21 protein-coding genes are annotated in these 20,388 nt (G+C 71.3%); 12 read left to right on the forward strand and 9 right to left on the reverse strand.

Annotated features, from left to right (window positions below):
- Positions 1 to 37 precede the first annotated feature (37 nt).
- Positions 38 to 493 (forward strand): response regulator, encoded by a 456-nt coding sequence (locus LXT12_RS03460; protein WP_233389466.1) that lies wholly within the window; start codon positions 38 to 40, stop codon positions 491 to 493.
- A 28-nt stretch (positions 494 to 521) separates the two neighbouring features.
- On the opposite strand, the gene LXT12_RS03465 is transcribed toward LXT12_RS03460, so the two are convergent.
- From LXT12_RS03465 to LXT12_RS03475, 3 genes are read right to left on the reverse strand one after another with little or no spacing between them, the layout of a single operon-like run.
- Positions 522 to 1,634: a zinc-binding metallopeptidase family protein gene (locus tag LXT12_RS03465; protein WP_233389468.1), complete on the reverse strand. Its 1,113-nt coding sequence runs from the start codon at positions 1,632 to 1,634 to the stop codon at positions 522 to 524.
- A 32-nt stretch (positions 1,635 to 1,666) separates the two neighbouring features.
- On the reverse strand, positions 1,667 to 2,200 hold the full coding sequence (locus LXT12_RS03470; protein WP_233389469.1) for a phosphatase PAP2 family protein: 534 nt from the start codon (positions 2,198 to 2,200) through the stop codon (positions 1,667 to 1,669).
- Positions 2,184 to 3,353: a glycosyltransferase family 4 protein gene (locus tag LXT12_RS03475; RefSeq protein WP_233389471.1), complete on the reverse strand. Its 1,170-nt coding sequence runs from the start codon at positions 3,351 to 3,353 to the stop codon at positions 2,184 to 2,186. Before LXT12_RS03475 ends, LXT12_RS03470 begins: the two co-directional genes overlap by 17 nt.
- 166 nt (positions 3,354 to 3,519) lie before the next feature.
- Between LXT12_RS03475 and LXT12_RS03480 the strand changes: the two genes are divergently transcribed.
- Entirely contained in the window at positions 3,520 to 4,176 is a 657-nt protein-coding gene (locus tag LXT12_RS03480; RefSeq protein WP_233389474.1) for a D-glycero-alpha-D-manno-heptose-1,7-bisphosphate 7-phosphatase, read from the forward strand.
- Here LXT12_RS03480 and LXT12_RS03485 read toward each other — a convergent pair.
- A complete protein-coding gene (locus LXT12_RS03485; RefSeq protein ID WP_233389476.1) occupies positions 4,142 to 5,281 on the reverse strand; it encodes a DNA topoisomerase IB in 1,140 nt (379 codons plus the stop codon). The genes LXT12_RS03480 and LXT12_RS03485 overlap by 35 nt on opposite strands.
- A gap of 62 nt (positions 5,282 to 5,343) precedes the next feature.
- On the opposite strand from LXT12_RS03485, the gene LXT12_RS03490 reads away from it, so the two are divergent.
- On the forward strand, positions 5,344 to 6,594 hold the full coding sequence (locus tag LXT12_RS03490) for a glycosyltransferase (RefSeq protein WP_233389478.1): 1,251 nt from the start codon (positions 5,344 to 5,346) through the stop codon (positions 6,592 to 6,594).
- A complete protein-coding gene (locus LXT12_RS03495) occupies positions 6,591 to 7,385 on the forward strand; it encodes a DUF2334 domain-containing protein (RefSeq protein WP_233389480.1) in 795 nt (264 codons plus the stop codon). Before LXT12_RS03490 ends, LXT12_RS03495 begins: the two co-directional genes overlap by 4 nt.
- 113 nt (positions 7,386 to 7,498) lie before the next feature.
- Here the strand turns inward: LXT12_RS03495 and LXT12_RS03500 are convergent, their stop codons facing one another.
- Both LXT12_RS03500 and LXT12_RS03505 read right to left on the reverse strand, forming a co-directional pair.
- Positions 7,499 to 7,753: a hypothetical protein gene (locus LXT12_RS03500; RefSeq protein WP_233389482.1), complete on the reverse strand. Its 255-nt coding sequence runs from the start codon at positions 7,751 to 7,753 to the stop codon at positions 7,499 to 7,501.
- Positions 7,754 to 7,812: 59 nt separating this feature from the next.
- Positions 7,813 to 8,157 (reverse strand): hypothetical protein, encoded by a 345-nt coding sequence (locus LXT12_RS03505; RefSeq protein ID WP_233389483.1) that lies wholly within the window; start codon positions 8,155 to 8,157, stop codon positions 7,813 to 7,815.
- 367 nt (positions 8,158 to 8,524) lie between these two features.
- Between LXT12_RS03505 and LXT12_RS03510 the strand changes: the two genes are divergently transcribed.
- From LXT12_RS03510 to LXT12_RS03520, 3 genes are read left to right on the forward strand one after another with little or no spacing between them, the layout of a single operon-like run.
- Positions 8,525 to 9,247 (forward strand): helix-turn-helix transcriptional regulator, encoded by a 723-nt coding sequence (locus LXT12_RS03510; protein WP_233389486.1) that lies wholly within the window; start codon positions 8,525 to 8,527, stop codon positions 9,245 to 9,247.
- 23 nt (positions 9,248 to 9,270) lie between these two features.
- Positions 9,271 to 10,164 (forward strand): response regulator, encoded by an 894-nt coding sequence (locus LXT12_RS03515; protein WP_233389488.1) that lies wholly within the window; start codon positions 9,271 to 9,273, stop codon positions 10,162 to 10,164.
- Positions 10,164 to 11,387, forward strand: a complete 1,224-nt coding sequence (locus tag LXT12_RS03520) for a sensor histidine kinase (protein ID WP_233389489.1) — start codon at positions 10,164 to 10,166, stop codon at positions 11,385 to 11,387. Before LXT12_RS03515 ends, LXT12_RS03520 begins: the two co-directional genes overlap by 1 nt.
- On the opposite strand, the gene cqsA is transcribed toward LXT12_RS03520, so the two are convergent.
- Positions 11,376 to 12,623: an alpha-hydroxyketone-type quorum-sensing autoinducer synthase gene (gene cqsA, locus LXT12_RS03525; RefSeq protein WP_233389491.1), complete on the reverse strand. Its 1,248-nt coding sequence runs from the start codon at positions 12,621 to 12,623 to the stop codon at positions 11,376 to 11,378. The two genes, LXT12_RS03520 and cqsA, sit on opposite strands and share 12 nt — an antisense overlap.
- Positions 12,624 to 12,915: 292 nt before the next feature.
- Positions 12,916 to 14,412: a sigma-54-dependent transcriptional regulator gene (locus LXT12_RS03530; protein WP_233389494.1), complete on the reverse strand. Its 1,497-nt coding sequence runs from the start codon at positions 14,410 to 14,412 to the stop codon at positions 12,916 to 12,918.
- Between the two features lie 535 nt (positions 14,413 to 14,947).
- Between LXT12_RS03530 and glf the strand changes: the two genes are divergently transcribed.
- Together glf and LXT12_RS03540 are read left to right on the forward strand one after the other, a co-directional pair.
- Positions 14,948 to 16,102, forward strand: a complete 1,155-nt coding sequence (glf, locus tag LXT12_RS03535; RefSeq protein WP_233389496.1) for a UDP-galactopyranose mutase — start codon at positions 14,948 to 14,950, stop codon at positions 16,100 to 16,102.
- On the forward strand, positions 16,099 to 16,290 hold the full coding sequence (locus LXT12_RS03540) for a hypothetical protein (protein WP_233389497.1): 192 nt from the start codon (positions 16,099 to 16,101) through the stop codon (positions 16,288 to 16,290). Before glf ends, LXT12_RS03540 begins: the two co-directional genes overlap by 4 nt.
- 16 nt (positions 16,291 to 16,306) lie before the next feature.
- Here LXT12_RS03540 and LXT12_RS03545 read toward each other — a convergent pair whose 3' ends face one another.
- A complete protein-coding gene (locus LXT12_RS03545) occupies positions 16,307 to 16,537 on the reverse strand; it encodes a hypothetical protein (protein WP_233389499.1) in 231 nt (76 codons plus the stop codon).
- A gap of 143 nt (positions 16,538 to 16,680) precedes the next feature.
- Here LXT12_RS03545 and LXT12_RS03550 point away from each other — a divergent pair, with 143 nt between their 5' ends.
- The 3 genes from LXT12_RS03550 (at position 16,681) to LXT12_RS03560 (ending at position 20,359) form a co-directional block, all read left to right on the forward strand.
- Positions 16,681 to 18,102, forward strand: a complete 1,422-nt coding sequence (locus tag LXT12_RS03550; RefSeq protein ID WP_233389501.1) for a phospholipase D-like domain-containing protein — start codon at positions 16,681 to 16,683, stop codon at positions 18,100 to 18,102.
- A gap of 271 nt (positions 18,103 to 18,373) precedes the next feature.
- Positions 18,374 to 18,805, forward strand: a complete 432-nt coding sequence (locus LXT12_RS03555; RefSeq protein WP_233389503.1) for a hypothetical protein — start codon at positions 18,374 to 18,376, stop codon at positions 18,803 to 18,805.
- A gap of 399 nt (positions 18,806 to 19,204) precedes the next feature.
- Positions 19,205 to 20,359, forward strand: coding sequence for an SGNH/GDSL hydrolase family protein (locus LXT12_RS03560; RefSeq protein WP_233389505.1), 1,155 nt, complete (start codon positions 19,205 to 19,207; stop codon positions 20,357 to 20,359).
- Positions 20,360 to 20,388 lie beyond the last annotated feature (29 nt).

Genomic DNA, 20,388 nt, shown 5'->3' on the forward strand with positions numbered 1-20,388 from the left:
GATTGCCATGAACTCCGGACCACCGCCGGAGATTCCGATGCCCAAGCCTGCCCGCCAAACCGTGCTTTACGTGGAGGACCATCCGGTCAACGTCCTGCTCATGGCCGCCGTCCTGGAGCGCCGGCCCGATCTCGACCTCGTCGTCGCCAACACGGGAGCCGAGGCGCTGCGGCTGGCCGAGGGCCTGAGCCCCGTGCTGCTGCTGCTCGACCTCGGCTTGCCCGACTGCCATGGCAGCGAGCTGCTGCCGCGCCTGCGCGCCCTGCCCGGCTGCGCCTCGGCCCCGGCGGTGGCGGTCACGGCCGACGCTGACTTCGAGATCGAGGGCACGAGCTTCTGCGAGCTGTGGCCCAAGCCCCTCGTGATCGACCAGGTGCTGCAGCGCATCGACACGCTGACCGGCAGCACCGCGGCTGCCCCGCCATCGCAGCGCAGCTTCGCGCCGCCCCCGGCCCGGCTGGCCCTGGCCTCGTTCGAGCCGGCCTGGCCCTGAGACGTAGGCGGCGCGGGGTGGAGGGTGTTCACTCCGGAGCTCGGTGGATGACGCGGTGCACGAAATGCAGCTTGCGCACGGCCGGCGCCGACAGCACGAAGGGATAGAAGTCCGCCACGCCCATGGCGCGTGAGAGTTCGTTCAGCACGCCGGTCAGCTCCATCCAGCTGTTGATGAGCTGTACGAAGCCGGCAGCGTCGGGGTCGGAGGCCTCGGCGACGACGTCGACCGTGAAGCGCTCGTAGCTGAGCTCCACGCGCTCGCCGTCCAGCCCGAAGCTGCGTGCCGTGTCCAGCGTGTCGACGAGGTGCAGGTAATGGGCCCAGGTCTCAGCCCAGTCTTCCCAGGGATGGGCGCTGGCATAGGCACTGACGAAGCGCTGGCCCCAGTCCGTAGGCGCGCCGTTGGCATAGTGGCGCTGCAGCGCTGCCGCGTAGTCCTCGCGTTCGTCGCCGAACAGCGCGCGAAAGGGCTCCAACCACGCCGAGGCTTCGACGAGGCGCTGCCAGTAGTAGTGGCCGCATTCGTGGCGCAGGTGGCCGAGCAGGGTGCGGTAAGGCTCGCCGAGCTGGTCGCGCCGCTGCTCGCGCCGGGCGTCGTCGGCCTCCGACACGTCCAGCGTGATCACGCCATCCGCATGGCCGGTGACGACGCCCGGCCCTTCGGCCGGCGGCATCAGCAGGTCGAAGGCGAGGCCGTGCGCCGGGTCCTCCGCCTTGGATGCCACGGGCAGCTTCAGGCCGATGAGGGACGACACCAGCCGGCGCTTGGCCTGCTCCACGCGGCACCACCACAGCGCTGCGCCGGGCTGGCTCAGGTCGGGCACCGTGCGGGTGAGCCGGCAACAGCGGCACAGCGTGAAGCCTGCGGCCACCTCGTCGGCCTCCAGCAGCCAGTTGCAGGCCGCGGCGCTGTCGAGGTTGGCGCAACGGACATGGCGTGGCGCCCGGCGCGCCGGCACGCCGGCCTCGCGCCAGCCGCCCTGGCCGGCGCGCGGCGGCGCCGGCTCCAGCGCCAGCAGCGTGCCGCGCGTCGCCGCATAACCCAGCGGCCGGTGGCAGGCCAGGCATTCGCTGTTGCGGAAGAAGATGGGCCGGCCGCAGGCGCAGCTGTAGGCCCGCGGCGTGCGCGGGGGCGGCACGACACGGGTCGTGACGGGGGGGCGACACCACCTCAGCCCATCCACAGCACCAGGCTGGCCGTGGCGATGCCCAGCAGGGCGCCGACGACCACGTCGCTCGGGAAGTGCAGGCCCAGCACGACGCGAGCCAGCGCGACGAGGCCGGCGAAGCTCCACAGCAGCGGCCCGAGGCCCGGATGGAAGGACGACAGCAGCAGCGCGAAGGCGAAGGCGTGCAGGGCGTGGCCGCTCGGGAAGCTGAAGGCGTCGGGCACCTTGATGCAGGCACGGATGTCATCGCAGTGCTCGAAGGGGCGGCGGCGGCGCGTGCTGCGCTTGAGGGCGTAGTAGATGACGAGGTTGAGGGCGCCGAGCTGCAGCATCAGCAGCGCATGGCGGGCACCGTCGCGCTCCACCCAGGGCAGCAGCAGCACCAGCGCCACCCACAGCGGCCCGTCGGCCAGGCGGCTGCACAGCGCCAGCAGGCGCGGCAGTCGCGGGCGGGCCGCGACCCGGTGCAGGGCCTGGGCACCGCGCAGGTCGAGTTCGGCGCTGCGCAGCCGGTGGGCGTCAAGCCACGGCGGCATAGCGCGGCACGCTGCGGCCGGCCGTGGCCAGGCGCTGCAGCTGTTGCTCGAAGCGGCGCAGCACGCCGTCCCAGTCGGCCTCGCGCGCCGTGCGGCGGGCCTCCAGGCGCAGCAGGCCGTCGGGCGCCGACGCGTCGAGGGCGCGGGTGGCCGCGTCGAGGAAGGCGTCGGCCGCGTCCAGCCCGTCGCAGGGCGGCGCCAGGCAGCCGTTGACGCCGTCGCGCACATGCAGGCCCGCCGCGCCGGTGTCGAAGGCGGCCACCGCCAGGCCGCTGGCCAGGGCCTCCAGCGTCACGTTGCCGAAGGTGTCGGTCAGGCTGGGGAAGAGGAAGACGTCGGCGCTGGCGTAGTGGCGTGCCAGCTCCAGGCCGGTCTGCATGCCGACGAAGCGCGCGCTCGGATGGGCCCGCTCGAGCCGAGCCCGCATGGGGCCGTCACCGACGACCACCATGCGCAGGCCGGGGCGGCGCGCGCTCAAGCGCTCGAAGGTCTGCAGCGCGAGGCCGGCGTTCTTCTCGGCGGCCAGCCGGCCGACGTAGAGCATGACGCGGTGCTCTTCGCCGACCCGCCATTCGCGCCGCAGCCAGGGGTCGCGCCGCTCGGGCGCGAAGCGCCGGGCGTCGACGCCGCGGCCCAGCACATGCAGCCGCTCGAAGCCGCGGGCCGAGAGCTGGCGGGCGAGTTCCGGCGTGGGGACGAAGTTGCCGCTGGCCATGGCGTGCAGGCGGCGCAGATACCCCAGCACCACCGGTTCGAACCAGCCCAGGCCGTAATGCCCGCAATAGGCGTGGAAGTTGGTGCGGAAGTCGGCGCTGGTGGGAATGCCCTCGGCGCGCGCCGCCTTCAGCGCCGCCCAGCCGAGCGGGCCGGGCGTGGTGGCGTGCACGAGGTCGGGCAGACCCTCGCGGCGCCACAGGGCGCGCAGGCCGGCGGGCGTCGCCCAGCCGAAGCGCAGCTCGGGATACATGGGAATGGGCCCGCCACCGCAACGCCATTCGTCGGCGTCGCGGCGCGGGCCTTCGTCGGGCCGGCGCGGGCGGATCAGCTGGACCGCATGCCCGCTGCCACACAGGTGACGCACGGTGCGTTCGGCCGTGAGCGACACGCCGTTGATCTCGGGCGGAAAGGTCTCGGTGACATAGGCGATGCGCACGGGCGTCACTCCGGAGTGGAATTCGGATGTGCCGGCAAGCGCAATGCCCGGGGAGGCGGGCATGCCGCTTGCCCTCGGGTCCTTCCACCCCAGCTGCTCACACCATGACGACACTGCCTCGGCGCGCCCGCGCTTCCGGAGAAACCGCGCCAACCCGCCGGCCGTCATGCTGATGCTGTTCACCTCCGGGCCCCTGCGCTGGCGCAGCACGCCGGTGCAGGACGTGGGCCCCCTGCCCGTGCGCACCCCAGCCCCGGACCGGCCGGCCGTATTCATCGGCCAGGACGGCACCCTGGTCGACGACCTGCCCTACAACACCGACCCCGCACTGCTGCGCTTCAAGCCCGACGCCGTCGACGCCCTGAAGGCGCTCTCGGCCGAGGGCTTCGCCCTGCTGGTGGTGACGCACCAGAGCGGGCTCGCGCGGGGCTACGTCACGCGCAGCCAGTTCGCGCGGCTGCAGGGGGCGCTGGAGGCGCGCCTGCGCGAGGCCGGCGTCGTGCTGCTCGACTCCCTCGTCTGCCCGCATGCGCCGGCGCCGGACGGCAGACCCTCGTGCCTGTGCCGCAAGCCGGCACCCGGCCTGCTGGTGCGCGCCGCGCGCCGCCACGGCATCGACCTGGTGCGGTCGTGGATGGTGGGCCACACCTTGGACGACATCGAAGCAGGCCACCGCGCCGGCTGCCGGACGTTGCTGCTGGGAGGCGATGCTGCCGAGTCCCCGCGCCTGACGCCACTGCGCCATCCCGACGCCCGGTGCGACGGCTGGGACGCAGTGGCCCAGCGCATCACGCCGATGCCGGCCGAGCCGCCTGCGACCTGACGGCGGAGCCCGTGGCGCGCCGGGCCGGCGGCGGCGCGGGCGCCGGGCGCCTCGTCCGCAGCAGCGCCATCAGGCGGCGCTCGGCGGCGCTGAGGCCGTCCTTGGGTGCCGGCGCCAGCACCCAAGGCTGGCTGCGCAGCGCCGCGCGCGCCGCTTCGTCGTGCAGGCTGTCGGCGAGGGCCAGGACCCGCGGGTGGATGTAAGCCTTGCGGCAAACGGCGGGGGTGTTGCCCAGGCGCTGGGCCACCGCCGCCACGAGCTGGGCCGGCCGGCAGGGTTCGGCGCCCTCGGCGCCGGCCTGCAGGGTCAGCTCCAGGGCCAGCACGCTGCCATGCCAGGTGCGGAAGTCCTTGGCCGTCACGCGCTGGCCGGCCGCCTCGGCCAGCCAGGCGTTGACGTCGGCCGAGTCGAGTGGCCGGCTCTCGCCGTCGTCGTCGACATAACGGAACAGCTCCTGGCCAGGCAGCTCGCGGCAGCGCCTGACGATGCGGGCGACGCGCCGGTCGGCCAGCTTCACCTGGTGGCGCACGCCGCTCTTGCCGACGAAGGACAGCTCGATGGCGTCGCCCTGCACGCCGGCATGGCGGTTGCGCAGGGTGGACAGGCCGAAGGAGCCGTTCTCGCGGGCGTAGGCGGCGTTGCCGATGCGCAGCCACGTGGTGTCGAGCAGCCGCACCAGGGCCGCCAACACGCGTTCGCGGGTGGGCTCGCCGGGGCCGGCCAGCGCACGCTGCACGCGCCGCCGCAACCTGGGGAGCACGGCACCAAAGCGAAGCAGGCCGTCGAACTTGGTCTGGCCGCGGCCTGCCATCCAGTCAGGGTGGTAGCGGTATTGCTTGCGCCCGCGGGCGTCGCGGCCGGTGGCCTGCAGGTGGCTGTCGGCACGCGGGCTGATCCACACCGAGGTCCAGGCCGGGGGGATGACGAGGCTGCTGATGCGCGCCAGCGTCGCCTCGTCGTGGACGCGGCGCCCCTGGGCGTCCAAGTAGTCGAAGCCGCCGCCGGTGCGCGGACGGCGCGTCAGGCCGGGGCCGCCGTCGCTGAGCCAGCGCAGGCCGGCGACGCCGGCGGGGGGTGGGGACGAGGTCGAGGACGAAGTCGGCATGCCCCGCCGCAGGCAGGCGGTGTGCCCGCAGGCACACCGTTTGCCCCGGCGCGCCAATGCACATGAAATACCACCTGCCCAGGCCGCAGGCCGAGCCGGCCCACACGCCGCCTGCGGCGGGCCCCCATCTGCTGGACGTGTCGATGTTCTGGGGCGCCACCGGCGGCGTGCGCCGCGTGCTGACGGCCAAGCACGAGCGGCTGCGCGAGCTGGGCTGGCGGCACACGGTCATCGCCCCCGGCGCCCGGGGCAGCGGCCTGATCGACTGCGGCGGCCTGCCCCTGCCCCACAGCGGCGGCTACCGCATGGTGCTGGGCCGCGGCCGGGCGATGCGGCAGATGGCGTTCGTGGCACCCGACCTGATCGAGTCCGCCGACCCCTACACGCTGGCCTGGGCGTCGCTGGCCGCCGCTGAGCGGCTGCGCGTGCCGGCCGTGGCCTTCTGCCACAGCAACCTGCCGGCCGTGATGGCGCGGCTGGCCAGCGGTGCGGGCGCGGCGGCGACCTGGCGCGGCCGCACGGCCGAGCGCTGGGCGCGGCGCTACCTCGTCAACCTGTACCGGCACTTCGACCTCGTCATGGCCCCCAGCATCGGCCTGGCCCAGAGCCTGCAGGCCTGGGGCGTGCCGCGCGTCACCGTGCAGCCGCTGGGGGTGGACTGCTCCGTCTTCACGCCCTGCGCCCAGGACGAAGCCTGGCGCCGCGAGCTCTGCCGCGAGCACGGGCTGGACGCCTCGACGCGGATCTTCATCTACACCGGCCGCTACGCGCCCGAGAAGAACCTGCAGCTGCTGGCCGACGCCGTGCGGCGCCTCGGCAAGGGCCATGTGCTGGTGGCCGTGGGCAACGGGCCGGCGCCGCCGGCAGGGCCGCAGGTGCTGAGGCTGCCGCCCGAGAACGACGGCCACCGGCTGGCCCGCATGGTGGCCAGCGCGGACGTCTACGTGCACGCCGGCGACCAGGAGACCTTCGGCCTCGGCGTTCTGGAGGCCATGGCCTGCGGCACGCCGGTGGTGGCGGCCCGGGCGGCCGGCCTGGCGGAGCTGGCCTACGGCGCCGGCCTGCTGGTGAGCCGGCCGAAGGTGGACGCCTGGGCCGAGGCGATGGAGGCCAGCCTGAGCTCCAACCACGCGGCACAGCGCCGCAACGCGCTGGCCCGTGCCCAGGCCCAGGACTGGCCGCGCGTCATGGCGCAGATGACGCAGCGCTACACCGCCCTGCTCGGCCGTGCCGCGGCCCCGGCGGAGGCCCCGCCCGCACGCGCGGGCCTGGCCCTGCCTTCGCTGGCCAGCCCGCTGGCCCGCCACCGTTGAACGCCCGTCTGGCCGGCGCGCACGAGTCGACGCTCGCCGGCGCGCTGAGCGTGGTGCTGCACGACGTGGCACCGGCCACCTGGCCCGAGTGCGTGCGACTGCTGGGCGAGCTGCGACGCTGCGCGGCGGACGCGGGTGTCGTGCTGCCGCTGACGCTGCTGGTGGTGCCGCGCATGCATGGCGACCCGGCGGCACCACCGCGCTACCTGCGCTGGCTGCACGGCATGGCCGAGGCCGGGCACGAGCTGGCCTTGCACGGCCTGACGCACCGTGACGAAGGTCCGCCGCCGCGGGGCCTGCGCGACTACCTGCTGCGCCGGCACTACACGGCCAGCGAGGGCGAGTTCGCGGCGCTGTCGCATGCCGAGGCCCTGGAGAGGCTGCAGGAGGGTCAGGACTGGGCACGTCGGCACGACCTGACGATGCCGGGCTTCGTGCCGCCGGCCTGGCTGCTGAGCACGCCCGGGCTGCAGGCCGTGGCGGACGCGGGCTTTCGCCACACCTGCACGCTGTGGCAGCTCATCTCGCTGCCACAGCGGCGGGCGCTCGCCGCGCCGGCCCTGGTCTTCAGCACGAGGGCGGCGTGGCGCCGCGCCAGCTCGCTGGTGTGGAACACGCTGCTGGCGCGGCGCGCCGCCGCCGCACCGCTGCTGCGCCTGGAGCTGCACCCTGGCGACGCCGTGCACCTGCCCATCCTGCGCTGCTGGACGCGGCTGCTGGCGCAGGCACTGCAGGCGCGCACGCCGCTGCGGCTGGGCGAGGCCGCCCTGCTCGCGCGGCAGCCGGCCTGAGGGCCTCGCAGCGAATGCCGAAATGCAGCCACAAAGGCACAGAGCCACAGAGACAAAAGCTCTGTGTTTCCTCTGTGTCTCCGTGCCTCTGTGGTTGCCTTTGAAGTTTCAGTTCAATGTGAACGGCTACTGATCATGCGCACGAGGCCGTAGATCAGCGCACCGGCGGCGACCACCATCAGCGCCGAGCGCACCGGCTGGTCGTGGACATAGCCCATCGTGCGGTCCGACATGCGGGAGACCTGGTGGCGCATGTCGTCGACGCTGTCGGCCAGCCGGTCGATGCGGCGCCGCGCGGCGGCTTCCACCTTCTCGAGGCTGGCCTTGGTGGCGTCGGAGGCTTGGGAGTAGAGGTCTGAGTGGCCCATGGCGAATCCTTCGTCGAAGTCCTGGATGCCCGCAGAGGGCAATCGACAGACCCGTGGATTCAGCGGCGGCCGGCGTGGGGTGCCCGCGTGTCCACCCGCATGAGCCCGCCGGTCTCGGCGTGCCAGCCCGGCGTGTCGAGGACAAGGGGCGGCAAGGCCGCCGTGAGAGGTGGCGACGACCTGCCGGCGCGCTCGGGCAGCAGCGGCAGGCAGCAGTGGCGTCCCTCGGGCGCGCGCAGCGCCCGGAGCAGCTCGCGATCCCACAGCAGCCGGGCGATGACCGCAGGCACGAGACCGTGGTGCGAGCCCTCGCGGGTCGCGGCCGGCCGGCCATCGTCCTGAGACGGCAGGGGCGGCGCCGAGATGGGCGGCGGGGGCGCGGGAAAGGGGCCGGGTCGGTACAAGGTCACTCCATGGCGGCCGAATGGCCACGGTCGGGGGTGGCGGCCAATGTAGGGCGCCTCGCCGGCGTCCAGACACTCCCCGTTCTGGGAGCTTCTGGCGCGATGCACATCTCGTTACGCTTGCCGGCACAGCAGGACGCGAGGGGCGCAGCCCCGATGGAGGGCCGGCCAGGCGAGCGGCCCGTCCTGCTGCGGAGGGGCATGGGGGCAACCGGCTCATGGAGGCGGTTGCCGGTGGCTGGCCATTTCGCGCCGGCGGTCTCGGGAAGCGATGCATGCAGGACGATCAGCCCACGGGTGACTGCCGTCACCGGCAAAGAAGGCTTCGCACGCGAGTCCAGGCGAGACCGATGACGAGGCTATGCACATGGATGTCCAGGACACGCGCCGCTTCTACCATCACGGGCCGCCGCCCAGCCGGCTCGGCAACCTGGCCGACTCCATGCTGGCCGCCCGCACCCTCGGCGAACTGGACGCCGCGCTGCGCCGCCTGCGCGATGCCTTCGGCCTGTCCTACTGCCGTTACGAGGCGCGCTTTCCGGGGCAGGGGCGCTCGCGGGAGATGCTGCTGGTGGCCGGCGCACCGGCCGACGAATGGCGCTTTGCCGAAGCCATGGACGAGGCGCTGGACCGTGTGCGCGAGCATTGCCGCCAGTCCATCTGCCCGCTGCTGTGGCCCGATGCCGACCTGGCCGGCGGGGCGGCCGGCATGCTGAACGTCGCCATCCCGCTGGCCAGCCGCTCGGGCGACTTCGCCCTGCTGCAGGGCTGCTGGGCCCACGACCCGCCCATGGGCGAAGCCCAGGCGCGGGAGCAACTGCCCGAACTGTCGTGGACGGCCCTGCACCTGCACCAGTCGGTGCGCCTGCTGATGCTGAAGGAGGCCGGCGCGCCGGGCGAGCGCCTCACGGCCCGGGAGATCGAATGCCTTCAATGGATCGCCCAGGGCAAGACCAGCTGGGAGGTCGCCCAGATCCTCGAGGTGACCGAGCACACGGTCATCTTCCATGCCAACAACGCGATGCGAAAGCTCGGCGTCAACGCGCGGGCCGCCGCCGTGCAACGCGCCATGAGCCTGGGTTACCTCTAGCCGCCAGGAAGGTCCTGCAAGCCATGTTCACCACACCCGCCCTGCTTCCCTACCAATACCCGGTGGCCGCGCTGCTCGTCGACGACGACCCGGGCCTGCTCAGCGGCCTGTCCGCCGGACTGTCGCGCGAGCGCAGGGTCTTCGCCGAGGCCTCCGGCGAACGCGCGCTCGACCGCTACCGCCGCGCCGCGACGCCCCGCCATTCCTTCCTGCGCCGCAGCCGCGACCAGACCGGCCTGACGGAACACCGCGTGGTGGTCGACGTGACCGGCATCGCCTCCCTGATGGACCAGGAGGAGCGGCACGCCGAGATCGGCCTGCTGGTGGTGGACTACAAGATGCCCGGCCTCAACGGCGTGGAGCTCTGCGAATGGCTCCGCCACGAGCCCTGCCGGCGCATCCTGCTCACCGGCGTGGCGGACGAGCGCGTGGCGGTGCAGGCCTTCAACAGCGGCCTCATCCACCAGTACGTCCGCAAGGACCACGACACGCTGGACCGGCTCGGCGCCCTGATGCGGCGCGAGCAGCTGCAGTACTTCCGCGCGGTCAGCCAGACGCTGTCGGAGGGCCTGCGCGACCGCCTCGGCGCCTTCGAGCACGTGCCGGCCGTCTGCGACGCCCTGCTGACGCTGGTCGCGCAGTACGACATCGTGGAGTACTACCTCGCCACCGAGCCCAATGGGCTGCTGACCTGCGACCGCGCCGGCAGGCGCCGGCGCGTGCTGGTGCAGTCCGAGCCCGAGCGGCGCTCGGCGCTGGAGATCCTCGGCGCCAGCGGCCACGAAGCCGGCTTCGAGGGCGCCATGGTCTACGCCGACGCGCCTGCCGACTCGCCGCCCCAGGCCCGCACGCTGCGCCCCCTGATGGCCGTCGCGTCGCCGCAGGGCATGTACCTGATCGCCATGGAGGACTGCTGATGCATACACGTAGCCGCCAGGCCCGCCTGGCCAGTCTTCTCGACGGGGCGCTGGACAGCGTCGAGGAAATGATCCGCAAGCGCCGGTCGGTGGCGTTGCTGGGGTTGGCGGGGCATGGGCTCTACCACTTCCTGTGGACGGCGGTCTATCCGCAGCCCTATGAGTCGGTCGAACTGCGCTCGGCGCTCGCGGCGATGTTCGTTGTGTTCCTGCTGCCTACCCGCTGGCTTCTCCGCATGGGGTCCGCATGGTCGGTCTGCTGGCATCTCACCTTCATGCTCAATCTGCCCTTCTTCTTCACCTACATGGCACTGCGCAACGACAGCTGGCAGTGGGTCATGGGACTGGAAGCCGCGCTGTTGCTGATGCACCTGCTGACCTCCGGCACATTGACGATCGTGCTCACGGCACTCGGCGTGACGCTGGGCGCGCTTTGCGCGGAACCCTTCGGCATCGAGTGGCAGAACTGCCTGGTTATGCAGGCCTGGCCCGTGCTGCTTTTCGGTCTGGTGGCCGCCGCCGTACTGAGCCGCTCGAGGCTCCAGCACAGCCGGCGCAAGACGGCGGCCTTGATGTCGTATGCGGGCTACATCGCCCACGAGATGCGTACGCCACTGGCCAGTATTGCGGCCCGCGCCTCCATGACGCGGGAAGGAACTACCGCGGCCAGTGAGGATCGCGAGCAGCATCTGGCCGAGCTGTCCCGCGAGGTGCAGAGAACCTTTGCCTTGATCGACATCCTGCTCACCAACGTCGATCCGATGCGCCACACCTCAGGACGAGGGACAGAAGACACACAGGCACGACAGGACTGGGCTCTGATCAGCGACGTGATCGCCGAGGCGCTCTTACGCTATCCCTTCCGGGACGCCGCGGAACGCGAGCGGGTGCAGGTGCGGGTGCTGGAGGATTGCCCTGTGCGCGGCTCACCGCTGCTGCTGCAGCACGTGGTGATGAACCTCGTGCGCAACGCCTTCGAGCACTGCAGCGCCGGTGGCGTGGTCGTCCTCGGCATCACCGCCCGTAGGCGTGCGCAGGACTGTGAACTCTCCATCGAAGACAACGGTCGCGGGTTTGCTGCGGCCGGCTGGGAACAGGCGGGCCTGGGACTGATGTTCTGCCATAGCGTCGCGCGGAGCATTGGCGGCAATCTGAGAGTGCTTGCCTCACCCTCTGGAGGCTGCAGCGTGAAGCTGAACTTGCCCTCAGCCTCAGCCTATTGAAGTCGCCAGGGCCTGTGGACGCGCCGGGCGTCGTCGCTTGGCCGCAAGCAAGGGCATGTCACCGTCCAACTCTTCACGAACGGCTTTCATGACGTCAGCCAGCTTCATGATGTCAGCCTGCTGCAACCGGGAATTCACCGAGAGCCTCAGGACCGACTGCTGCCACTCGGTCGCCGGATACCAGAACAGGCTGCCGAAAACGCCTCGCGACTCCAGGGCGTCGCGGAATCGGACCGCGGAACGCACGGGACCGCAGCGCAGGCCAACGATCTGCTCGCTGCCATTGCTGATGTCGTAGCCCGCCGCCTCGATGGCGCCTCGCACTTCTCGCACGTTGTGCCACAACATCTGCCGGCGCTCCTCATCGCGCATGACCACGTCCAGCGTGGCATGAAGGGGCGCCAATTCGTGAGGCAGCAAGGCAGTGCTGAAGATCGTCGGGAAGGCCGTGAAACGCAGGTACTCGGTAAGGCTTTCGTCACAGGCGATGAAGCCGGCGCGCGCCGCAAAGGCCTTGGCCAGGCTGGCGGTCACGACGTGCACGCGTTCCACCAGGCCCAGTTCATGCACCAAGCCGCGCCCCTGAGGACCATGCGTGCCAAGCGAATGCGATTCATCTACCACCAGCAGGCAGCCGAACTCCCCGGCGAGCTCGGCTACTTTCCGCAAGGGACTGCGACTGCCGCTCACCGAATAGACCGAGTCGACGACGATGACGCCCGCACCGCCCGCAATAAGCTTGTCGCGGAGATCCTCCATGTCGTTGTGTCGAACCCGCACCGGCGCGGCCTCGGCAGCATGGATGCCCTGGTACAACGAGGCGTGGGCATACTGGTCGATGTAGACGGGCATCCCTCGCGTGGCGACCGCCTGCAGCAGCCCAACATTGGCGTCATAGCCTGACTGGCAGAGGATTCCGGAGCCCGGGCCGACGAATTCACCGAGGCGCGTCTCGAAGCGGCGTTGCTCGCATCCTTCATGCCGCCCGACAAAAAAAACCTGCGACATGACGCCGCCGCCTTCGGAGGCCATCAACGCGGTTACCGCCGCATCGCGGACATACGGATGGCCAGCCAAGCCGAGATAGTCGTTGCTCTGCAGCTTCACCGAATCCGGGCCCATGTCATGGAGGCTGTACCAGAACGGATGCGCCGGCCGGTTCGGATGCTTGAAGCCGCGCCTTCGATAAAAGCGCTCCACCTGCATGGACAGGAAGGGAGGAAGGGAGGCGGTCATGTCGCGATCAGGGGTCAGAGTCCGGCGGCATGAACGGCGGAACCGGCGCCAGTGAGCGCCTGCGTCAGCCCGTCGACGCGCCAGCAGTGCCCTCTGCCGGGGCGTTCTTTCGATCATGGGGAGCGGAAATGGCTCGCCGGGCCAGGCTGCGATGAAGCGGCACTGGCCGGGAACGAATGAGGCCCTGGAAGGAACGAGTGGCTTTCGCCCGAGGTGCAGGCAATGCCACCGCCGCGTCGGCTCAGACTTTCTTGTCCGCCGCAGCCGTCAGGCAGCCGGCGCGCCTCGCTCCTCAATCCCGATGCGGTGGCCGGTCCGCCGTCGTGGCGGCGCCCTCGGCGGCGTATTCCTTCAACCGGTTGTAGAGCGTCTTCAGGCTGATGCCGAGGGCGGCGGCCGTGCGTTCCTTGTGGTGGTTGAAGTGACGCAGCGTCGCCAGCATCAAGGCGCGCTCGGCCTCGGCCACGCTGGAGCCGATGGGCAGGGTGATGAAGGGCACGGAAGGATCGGCCCCCTGCCCCTCGCTGGGGGCGCGGCGATGCTCGGCGCTGGCGGGAGCCGGCGGCTCGTGAGGAACGCTGCCCGGGCCGGCCGCTGCGCCCAGTGGCGCCCAGCCCGAAGCCATGCCGGCCTGGTCGGCGCTGGGCAGCCAGGTTTCGTCGATGAGGTCACCCTGGGCCATCACGTAGGCCCGCTGCACGGCGTTGCGCAATTCGCGCACGTTGCCGGGCCAGGGGTATTCGACGAGGGCGGCCAGCGCCGCCGGCGTGAACCGGCGCACGGCCCCTTCCTGCTCGCTGATGCGGGCCAGGAAGTGGTTGGCCAGCAGCGGGATGTCGGAGGCCCGTTCACGCAGCGCCGGCAGCTCGATGGGGAAGATGTTGAGGCGGTAGAGCAGGTCCTCGCGGAGCTTGCCCGAAGCCACGGCCTGGTAGGGCGACCGGTTGGTGGCCGCGACGATGCGGACGTCGGTCTCCTGGCTCGTCGTGCTGCCGACGCGCATGAAGCGCCCCGTCTCGAGCACGCGCAGCAGCTTGACCTGCAGTTCGAGCGGCATCTCGGTGATTTCGTCCAGGAAGAGCGTGCCGCCGCTGGCTCGTTCGAAGAATCCCTGGTGCTGGCGCTCGGCGCCGGTGAAGCTGCCCTTCTCGTGGCCGAAGATTTCGCTCTCGATGAGGTTGGGGCTGATGGCGCCGCAGTTGACGGCCAGGAAGGGCCGCTTGCGGCGCCGGCTCAGGTCGTGCACGGTCTGGGCGACGAGTTCCTTGCCGGTGCCCGACTCGCCCGTGATGAAGACGGACACGCTGGTGCCGGCCACGCGCGAGATCTGCTCGTAGATGCGCTGCATCGGCGGGCTGCGGCCCCAGAGGTGGCCGAAGTGGCCCGACTGGGCCAGGTTGGCGGTGAGGTCCTCGACCTCGGCCTGCAGTGCCGCGGGCTTCATGATGCGCGACAGCACGCCCTGGAGCTGCTTCAGGTTGACCGGCTTGACGAGATAGTCCGCCGCACCCAGCCGCAAGGCCTGGATAGAGGTTTCGAGGTTGGCATGCCCCGTGCAAAGCACGACTTCGGAGTTGGCCACGAGCTTGGGATCGGCGAGCAGGTCCATGCCGTTGCCGTCGGGCAGGCGCAGGTCGAGCAGCAGGATGTCGGGTTGCTGCAGGGCGATCTGGCGACGCGCGTCGCGCAGGTTGTGCGCGACCGCAACGGTGAACTGCTCGCCCGCGATCAATTCGCGCAGCGATGCCGCCGAATCGTGGTCGTCGTCCACCACCAGGGCGTGGGGCATGAGACTGTTTTCCTTCCTGCGCTGTTACAGAAGTTGCGGCGGCCGGGGCCGACATTTTCAACACATTGGGCGCCAGCATGGCACAAAGGCGCCGCGCCTCGGGTGTATCGGCATGTAAGGCCGCCGGGCATCCGGATTGCCGGGTCCAAGCAGCCTAAACGTGGGGTTATGCAAATGATGTTCCCGCACTTCCCTTCAACCCACATCCGTGAAGACGTGCAGTCAGGCGGCGAAGCGCCGTGGCTGCTGGACGCGCTCCTCCTGGGCGGCGTTCTGGCACTGGCCTGGCGCGCCTGCCACGCCAGGCACAGGCATCGCCGCAGGGGCAGCTCCGCGCGCGCACCGGAGGCCGTACACAGGTGGGAGGGCGAAGGCGGCCGCCCGCTGCCAGCCGAGCATGCCGCCAGCGGCGTGGCGGCACGACCGTCCTGACCGAGGCGTCCCGGCAGGATTTGCTGCAAGTTTGTCTGCGGGCGAGGCGCTGAAATCGCAGCGTCGCACCCGGGGCGGGCACCCGGCTTGCTTGCGGCGCCGCATGCACAGTTTCAAAAGCCTCTTCCCCACCGCCGCGGCCGGAGGGGCCGGCGGTTATGACACCCTCGTCGTCGGCGCCGGCTTCGCCGGCAGCGTCATCGCCGAGCGCCTCGCCAGCGAGGCCGGGCAGCGGGTGCTGGTGGTCGACAAGCGGCGGCACGTCGGCGGCAACGCCCATGACCGCTACGACGAACAGGGGCTGCTCATCCACCCCTACGGCCCGCGCATCTTCCACACCAACTCGGCGGAGGTCTTCAACTACCTCTCCCGCTTCACCGAGTGGCGGCCCTACCAGCATCGCGTGCTCGCCAGCGTGGACGGCCAGCTGCTGCCCATGCCCATCAACCTGGACACCGTCAACCGCCTGTACGGCCTGCAGCTCACCAGCTTCGAGGTCAATGACTTCTTTGCCCGCGCCGCCGAGAAGGTGGACAGCGTGCGCACGTCGGAAGACGTCGTCGTCTCCCGGGTGGGCCGCGACCTGTACGAGAAGTTCTTCCGCGGCTACACGCGCAAGCAATGGGGGCTGGACCCGTCCGAGCTGGACGCCAGCGTGACGGCCCGCGTACCGACGCGGACCAGTCGGGACGACCGCTATTTCACCGATACCTACCAGGCCATGCCCCTGCACGGCTATACCCGCATGTTCGAGCGCATGCTGGCGCACCCGAACATCCACGTGATGCTCGGCACCGACTACCGCGACATCGTGCATGTGCTGCCCTGGAAGCACATGGTCTACACCGGGGCCATCGACAGCTTCTTCGACCCCCGGCACGGGCGACTGCCCTATCGCAGCCTGCACTTCGAGCACGTCACCGTGCAGCCACCCGCCGGACAGTCCACCGTCCAGCCGGTCGGCACGGTCAACCACCCCAACGACCACCTCTACACCCGCGCGACCGAATTCAAGCACCTTACCGGGCAGCGCCACGAGGCTACCTCGCTGGTGTACGAGTACCCGCACTCCCAGGGCGACCCCTACTACCCCGTTCCGCGCCCCGAGAACTCCGCGCTATACCGGCGTTACGAATCGGATGCCGAAGAACTTTCCGACGTGACCTTCATCGGCCGCCTGGCGAGCTACGAGTACTACAACATGGACCAGGTCGTCGCCCAGGCCCTCTCCACCTTCAAGCGATTGGTACACCCATGAACGCGCCACAGCCCCACGCGCCGATGCCGCCCCTGCCGGGGCGCCGCCCCGATGACGATTCCGTCGCCGGCGAGGAGGACCCGGGCGCCAGCCTCGAAGTGCTGACGCCTCGCCCGCCGCCCTCGGCCACGGATGCTGCGGACCCGTCCAAGCCGGAAGGCGGCGGGCCTCAGCCTCGCAAGGACTGAGCCCGCCTCCCGGGCTTCACTGGCTGGCCGCCGAGGCCGGCATGTCGGGAACGGCGCTGGCCGGCGTGCTGGCGCTGTCCATCGGCGTCGTCGGCGACGGGTTCACCGGCGTGGTCGTGGGCGAGGGGCCGGTGTCGCTGGCGGGGGTGCCGTTGTTGTTGCGCTGGCAGCCGGCCAGGCCGCCCAGGGCGAACACGGCGATCAGCGCAGCGGCGATACCGCGTACGGCGCTCGGGTGGGTCTGCATGGTGGTCTTCCTTCGGTTGATGACGGTCTGCAGGAATGGCCGGCCTTGCGGCAAACCCCATTCCAGGGTTCGGGCACCCGCCGGGCACACCGCTTGCCTTGCGGTGCCCGGCATTGGCGCAAAAACATAGGCGAGAACAGCCCATGAAGCGAACACGCGCCTGGCGTCAGGGTTGGGTGTGGGCCCTGACGACCCTTCTACTCCTGGCCGGCACAGCGGCCTGCGGCAGCCTGCTGGAGCGCGACCGGCCGGTCCGGCCGCTGTCACCCGGCCTCGTCGCCCAACGCGTCACGCTGCAGGACCGCGATGGCCCCGTGCCTGCGGCGGCCGAGGCGCGTGAACTCGCCCGCGTGCGCGACGAAGGCAATGGCGCCCTGTTCGAGCGGCACCTGGGCGTCCTGGCCGCCGCCGGCGAGGCTCAGCTGCTGCGCGGCAACACGGCGCGGCTGCTGGTGGACGGCCCCGCCACGTTCGCGGCCATGAAGGCAGCCATCGTCGCGGCCCGGCACCGTCTCTTCGTCGAGTTCTACATCGTCGAGGACGAGGGCGTGGCGGCGGAAGTGGGCGAGCTGCTGCTGCGCAAGGCCGCCGAAGGCGTGCACGTGGCGCTGATGTACGACAGCCTCGGCTCGCTGGGGACGGAGCGCGCCTTCTTCGACCGCCTGCGCCAGGGCGGCATCGCCGTGTGCGCCTTCAACCCCTTGAACCCGTTGGAGCGGCCCGGCCACTGGGGCCTCGTGCAGCGCAACCACCGCAAGATGCTGGCGGCCGACAGCGACGTCGCCTTCACCGGTGGCATCAATCTCAGCAACGTCTATGCGGAGGGCTCCTTCGGCAGCGCGCGGCGCCAGCGCGCGCCGGCCGATGCCGAGCGCCGGGGCTGGCGCGACACCCAGGTCGAAGTGCGCGGCCCGGTGGTGGGCGCCCTCGCCGCCCTCTTCCGCGAGTCCTGGGAGCGACAGGGCTGCGAGGGCGAACTGCCGCCGGCCCCGCCACCGCGCGTGGCAACGCCGGGGCAACGCGTCATCAAGCTGGTGGCGGGCGATCCGGCCAACGGCGTCAACCCCAGCTATACCGCCCTGCTCCACGCCATCGACGCCTCCCAGCGCAGCGTGCAGCTGACCATGGCCTACTTCGCGCCCGGCCGCGAGTTCATCCAGGCCCTGTGCGATGCCGCGCGCCGCGGCGTCTCCGTGGCCCTGGTACTGCCCGGGCGCAGCGACGTGAAGATGGTGCTGCACGCCGCACGGGCTCGTTATGCCCAGCTGCTGGAGGCCGGCGTGCAGATCCACGAGATGTCGGGATCGGTCATGCATGCCAAGACGGCGGTGATAGACGGTGTCTATTCCAGCGTCGGCTCCAGCAACCTCGACTGGCGCAGCATCGTCGGCAACAACGAGGTCGACGTCATCGTGCTGGGCGACGACTTCGGCCAGGAGATGCAGGCCCTGTTCGCGCGGGACCTCCAGGTGTCCCGTCGCATCGACGCGGCGCAATGGTCGCAGCGCGGCCTGGGCGAGCGCCTGCTCGAAGGCTTTGCGCGGCTGGTGGAACCGCTGTTGTGACGCGCCTGGCCGTGTCGGGAGCGCCGCTTGCCCCGTCGGCAGCCATGCACCCGCGTTCGGGAGTCATCGCGATGGCCATCAAGGGTTTCCTCCTCCTCGCCGCCGCCGGCCTGCTGGCCCGGGCGCTGGCGCGTGCACGGCCTCGACGCTCCCGATGGGCCCTCCTCCCTGTCCTACCGTCCCCGCCGCCCGCGGCGGGCCGCAGCGACGACCTGCTGTCGCCGGGCTCCGGCGACGGTCCCATCCCAGCCTGAAAGCCATGGACACGACGATGAACGCTCCCGCTTCCACTCTGGCCTCGCCGGCGATGGCCGAGATGCCGGCCACCAACCGCCGCCTGGAGCGCCCCCGCCGGCCCGGCGGCAGCAAGATGGGCCGGCTGATGTGGCGCAGCCGCACCCGCACGGCGGGCATCCGCTTCGAGTGGGTGTCCCGCACCACCGGCCCGGTGCTGCGCGTCGTGGCGACGTGGACGGACTGGCAAGGCCAGCCGCGCCATACGTCGTTCTCGGTGCAGTGCAACGGCCTCGAAGGCGCTCTGGACCGCGCCATCGCCTGCCGCATCTCCTGCGGCGCGCCCATGCCGGACCGAGACGATCTGCTGAAGCGCCTGCAGCAGGAATTCGCCACCGCTCCGCACGTCCCGCCGGGCGGCGTGCCGGTGGGCGCGACCTTCGCGCCGCCTGCCGCCCGCGTGAACTGAGACCGGCGACAGCTCGGGCGCCGGCCGCAAGCCCGCGGCTGGCCGGCGCTCAGAGCCAGTTGATGATGCGCTTCAGCCAGCGCGGCAGCGGGCGGCTGGGGACGTAGTTCTGGCGGTATTGGCTGGGCATGGCGAAACCTGGCAAAAATGACAGCTGTCGATTTATACAGCTTCGTGAGGCCGCTGCCAAGCGTCTTCCCGGGGTGGCGAGCAATTTGGTAGCGATATCATTTTTGGATGAACGCTGCTCGACGCCCCCTGCTTGCCGGCCGCCCTCCCGCTCGCCTCCTGCCGCTTCTTGCCGCCGCGTTGCTGGCCGCCTGCGGCCTCTCATCGCGTGCCGGTCATGACGCTGCCTGGGTGGCCGCCTGGGGCAGCGCTCAGCTCGAGCAACCGCCCATGCCGGACTCCGAGCAGCCGGCGGCCTGGCGGCAGCCGCTGCGGGACGTGAGCTTGCGCCAGGTGGTACGCACCACCGTCGAGGGCGGCCCGGTGCGAGTTCGGTTCAGCAATCTCTTCGGCAAGGAAGTCTTGCGGCTGGATGCCGCCAGCCTGGCCATGGTCGAGCCCGGGACCGAAGACGCCCGCCCGCAATTGCAGGCCGCGAGCCTCAGGCCCTTGACCTTCGGCGGCCGACGCGCCCTGGACCTGGCGCCCGGCGACGAGGCCTGGAGCGACCCCGTCGCCCTTGACCTGCCGCGGCTGGCCGACCTGGCCGTGCAGATGCACGTGGTGAGCGCGCCTGCTGTGGCCACCGTTCATCCCGGCTCGCGCATCGCGAGTTGGGCGGTGCCGGGCAATCGGGCGGACGATGCAGCATGGCCGGAAGCCGTCGCCCGCGAGGGTTGGTGGCAGCTCGCGGCCGTGGACGTCGCGCCCCGCCGACCCCAGCCCGTGCTCGTCGCCATCGGCGACTCCATCACCGACGGCTATGGCGTGCCGTCGGGCAGCTACCAGCGCTGGACCGATGCCCTCGCCCGCCGCCTTGCCGACCAGGGGCGGGCGGCCGCCATCGTCAACACCGGCATCGGTGGCAACCGCCTCCTGCAGGACGGCCTCGGCCCTCGGCTGCTGGCGCGCTTCGACCGCGACGCGCTGTCGCGCAGCGGCGTCACGCACGTCGTGCTGCTGGCCGGCGTCAACGACCTCGGCATCAGCCACCGCCAGCGGCCCACGACGGCCGAATCGCGCGCCGCCCTCGTCGCAGCCCTCGAGCGGGGCCTGGGCGATCTCGCGGCCCAGGCCCGCCGGCGCGGCGTCTGCCTCTTCGTCTCGACCGTCATGCCCTATGCCGGCAGCGGCTACTACCAGCCCGGTCCCGAGAACGAGGCCGACCGCCAGGCCCTCAACGACTGGATCCGCCGCTCGGCCGGCTTCGACGCCGTGCTGGACTTCGACGCCCTCGCGCGCGACCCGGCCCGGCCGTCCTACCTGCGCCACGAGCTGGACAACGACGGCCTGCACCCCTCGCTCGCCGGCTACCAGGCCATGGCCGACGCCTTCCCGGTCGAGTGGCTGGATCGCCGCTGCCCGCCGCGGCCGGGACCCCAATGAAGAGAGGCTCCGCGAGGAGCCCCTGCCCT

It is taken from the genome of Pelomonas caseinilytica (assembly GCF_021353235.1).
Lineage (GTDB): Bacteria > Pseudomonadota > Gammaproteobacteria > Burkholderiales > Burkholderiaceae_C > Pelomonas > Pelomonas caseinilytica.